General features: G+C 60.8%; 3 protein-coding genes. 2 read left to right on the top strand and 1 reads right to left on the bottom strand.

Going from position 1 to position 3,140, the window contains the following annotated elements; all coding sequences use genetic code 11:
• On the top strand, window positions 1–224 hold a 224-nt coding region (locus tag AX750_RS12555), incomplete at its 5' end, for a protein usg (RefSeq protein ID WP_067254351.1).
• A gap of 442 nt (window positions 225–666) precedes the next feature.
• Here the strand turns inward: AX750_RS12555 and AX750_RS12550 are convergent.
• Window positions 667–885, bottom strand: coding sequence for a hypothetical protein (locus AX750_RS12550; RefSeq protein WP_067254347.1), 219 nt, complete (start codon window positions 883–885; stop codon window positions 667–669).
• Window positions 886–1,093: 208 nt separating this feature from the next.
• On the opposite strand from AX750_RS12550, the gene AX750_RS12545 reads away from it, so the two are divergent.
• On the top strand, window positions 1,094–3,140 hold a 2,047-nt coding region (locus AX750_RS12545; RefSeq protein ID WP_156450121.1), incomplete at its 3' end, for a HAMP domain-containing protein.

Genomic DNA, 3,140 nt, shown 5'->3' with positions numbered 1-3,140 from the left:
CCACAGCCGGCATTCTCTACCGGATGCCCGACCACCCGGCGATCCTGCAGGAATACGTCTGGCAGGACTACGACCTCGCCCCCCGCTTTCCGGAACTCAACCGCTTCCTCGAGTTCTGGCAGGCAAAGCTCGACGGCAAGCTCTTCCGCGTCACGGTGAGCCACAAGGACCTGATCGGCCCCGCCGACCTGCGCGCGGTGGGCAGCGAGTTCCGGCTGCAGTAGCGGGCTCGCGCCACATGCTCACATTGGGGCAATGCCCCAAACCAAACGTTTGTCATCGACCGGAGAACGTCTATTCCGGCGCATAACCCACTGGGCGGTCAAGTCGGCTCAGTCGTCGGCGGCACCGTGGGTGCCATGGTCGGCGGCGTAGGCGGCGCCATCGTGGGTGGTAGTATCGGCGACAACACGCCGAAGTTCCGCGAATATGTCGTCACCCTTCGCCGTCGCATATATGCCGGTTCGGTCGCCGTGGGAGGCACACTCCCCCAGCATCGCGTAACCTACTACGAGGTGCCCACGACCGTATCGTGCAAGTTCTCGATTGAGGCCATTCAACCGTTCGACCGCCTGAGAATAGCGTCAGACATCATTTTGTCGGGGCTGATCAAAATGTCGTTTAGCCCTGGTATTACAGATCGATTGCGATCATCTGGAGGTAATTCTAGCGAATCTGGACAACGTCTCCCGACACTGGTCTGTATTTGGCCAGGTCGTCGGCTGTCACCTGTCTCTTGAGTTCAATCGTCGATCCTGCGACAATGGCATTGTTGCGCTGAAGAATCCTCTCCTCGCTGGATAGCGTCGCTGCAGCAACGACAAAAACCTGAACACCGGGTTGCGTCCGGGACGTCACCTGAAACTGAAACCCCTGCGCTGACATGGCGGCCTCCTGACTAGTCCGTCGAGTGTGGTCCAATCGTCAACAATCGGTGTCGCCGAGAGCCGCCTTGCAGACCTCCTACCGGTGCGTCTCCTAATCCCAAGCCGGGCGCAATCAACCTGCTGATCAGGTAATTCCCTTAGGTAATATTTAACGCCTGCGTCTCACGATTTCAGCGGCCTATCCCGGCTGCGGACCCCCCCCCTCTATGAAGACACTGGCTGCCCGGATCGCCTCCCTCAGCGTGGGCGCGAAAATCGCCGCGATTATGGCCGTTCTGATGCTCCCCATCGGGCACTTTGCTTGGCTGATCGGGCAGTCCGTTCAGAAGGACGTCGCCTTCTCATCGCTTGAGCTGGAGGGGGCCAAGGCGGTCAAGGACGTTTGGGCCGGATTGGCAGAAGCGGCCCGACCGGACAGCAGCCTCACCCCTGCTGCGGTGGAATCAGTGAAGCGGGCCGAGACCGTCTCGGCTAGGTTTTCCGCGACGGCAGCGGTCGAGGCGTTCCGGCAGGCGCTTACCAATCCGAAAGAACGCGAGGCTGCCTTGGATCGCGGTCAGGTTGCTATCCAAAAAATCGCCGACGGCTCAAACCTGACGCTCGATCCCGAGGTCACGACTTACTACCTGATGGATGCTGCGACAGTCCGGCTCCCCGAGGTCGTCATCGCACGGGCGCTGATGGAGCAGAGCTACCAGGCGTTCGTCGGTGTTGGCAGGGAGGTGTCGATGACCGAGTACGAGGCGTTCATTCAAGCCTCGACGCGCTTCGACATAGGGCTTTCAGCTCTGCGCTCGTCAATCAAGTCAGCACAGGATAGTCGGCCGGAGCTTGCCTCCAAATTTGGCGAGCAACTGGCAACCTTCAACGCGGCCGCAGACCGACTGTCGTCGCTGACCACCACCCTTCGGAAGGTGATCGCCAGCAACGTTCCAAATCGGCTGAAGCCCGCTGAATTCGATGTCGCTGAGGCAGCTTTCGCCGCGGGATCGGATGCTCTCTGGCAGGCCGTCGAGAGCAATCTCGTCAGCCTTCTCAATCAGCGCATTGAGGGTCTGAAATCAAAGGCGTTCATTGAGTTTGCATTGGCGCTTCTCGGCGTGCTCGTGGCCATGGGCATCGCGCTGAGCTTCGTCAGGTCGATCCGCATTCCGATTGCGGATCTGATCAGAACGATGCGCCAGTTCCAGAATAACGACTTCTCCGAGCCCGTTCCGCATCTGAATCTCGCCAATGAGATCGGCGAGATCGCGCGCGCCCTCGATCGAGGCAAGCACGAGGCCGAGGCCAGCGCCCTCACAATTGCGGCGATGAACCAGTCGCCGACCATGTTGATGATCACCGACCCGAACGAGAGCATCACCTTCATCAGCGCGTCCCTGGTCGAGATGCTGATGAGAATGGAACCCGTTTTCCGTGCTGTTAAGGGCGACTTCGCGGTCGAGAAGATGGTCGGTCAACATCTCGACTACTACCGAACCAATCCTAACCTCTCCAGAAAGCTGTTGGTCGACAATGGCGATATACGCAAGGTCCGCTACGATATCGGCGACGAGACCATCCTGGTCGACATGGCCTACATCCGCGGCGCAGATGGCTCGACGATCGGCCACACGCTCGTCTGGCGGAACGTGACGGCCGAGCTCCTGGGTCAGGCCGAAATTGCTGCCGTCGTTGGCGCCGCCCAGAACGGCGACTTCTCGGCGAGATTGCCGCTCGACAACAAGGACGGGTTCGTTCGCGAAATCGCCGTCGGCCTCAACAACGTCTCGGCACTGGTAGAGAAGGCGACGACAGAATTTGCAGAGGTCATGGATGCAGTTGCCGGAGCCGACCTGACCCATACGGTCCAGGGCGATTATCGTGGTGTGCTCGGCGCCCTCAAAAGCAGCATCAATGGGACCGTGCAGCGTCTGGCCGAGACGGTCCAGACCATACAGGTAACCTCGGCCGATGTCGGTCTCGCCGCCCGCGAGATCAACATGGGCGCGGATGATCTCTCGAAGCGCACCGAGGAGCAGGCTTCGAGCTTGGAAGAGACCGCGGCGACCACCGAAGAGCTCGCGGCCTCGGTGAAAGCCTCGGCCCAGGCCTCGCGCCAGGCCGCTGCGATCGCCACCGAAGCGATGGAAGCCGCCCAGACCGGCGGCGCCATCGCCGGCCAGGCGGTCGACGCCATGGCGCGCATCGAGAGCGCATCGACCAAGATCTCGGACATCATCCGGGTGATCGACGACATCGCCTTCCAGACCA

This window comes from Methylobacterium sp. CCH7-A2, assembly GCF_001557075.1.
In the GTDB taxonomy this organism is placed as follows: domain Bacteria; phylum Pseudomonadota; class Alphaproteobacteria; order Rhizobiales; family Beijerinckiaceae; genus Allobosea; species Allobosea massiliensis.
Note: the sequence above shows the minus strand (reverse complement) of the source record. Positions and strands in the feature narration are given on the sequence as shown.

Bases quoted from the DNA above. Each gene is read 5' to 3' on its own strand.
- AX750_RS12550 (WP_067254347.1), bottom strand. From the start codon at position 885: ATGTCAGCGCAGGGGTTTCAGTTTCAGGTGACGTCCCGGACGCAACCC.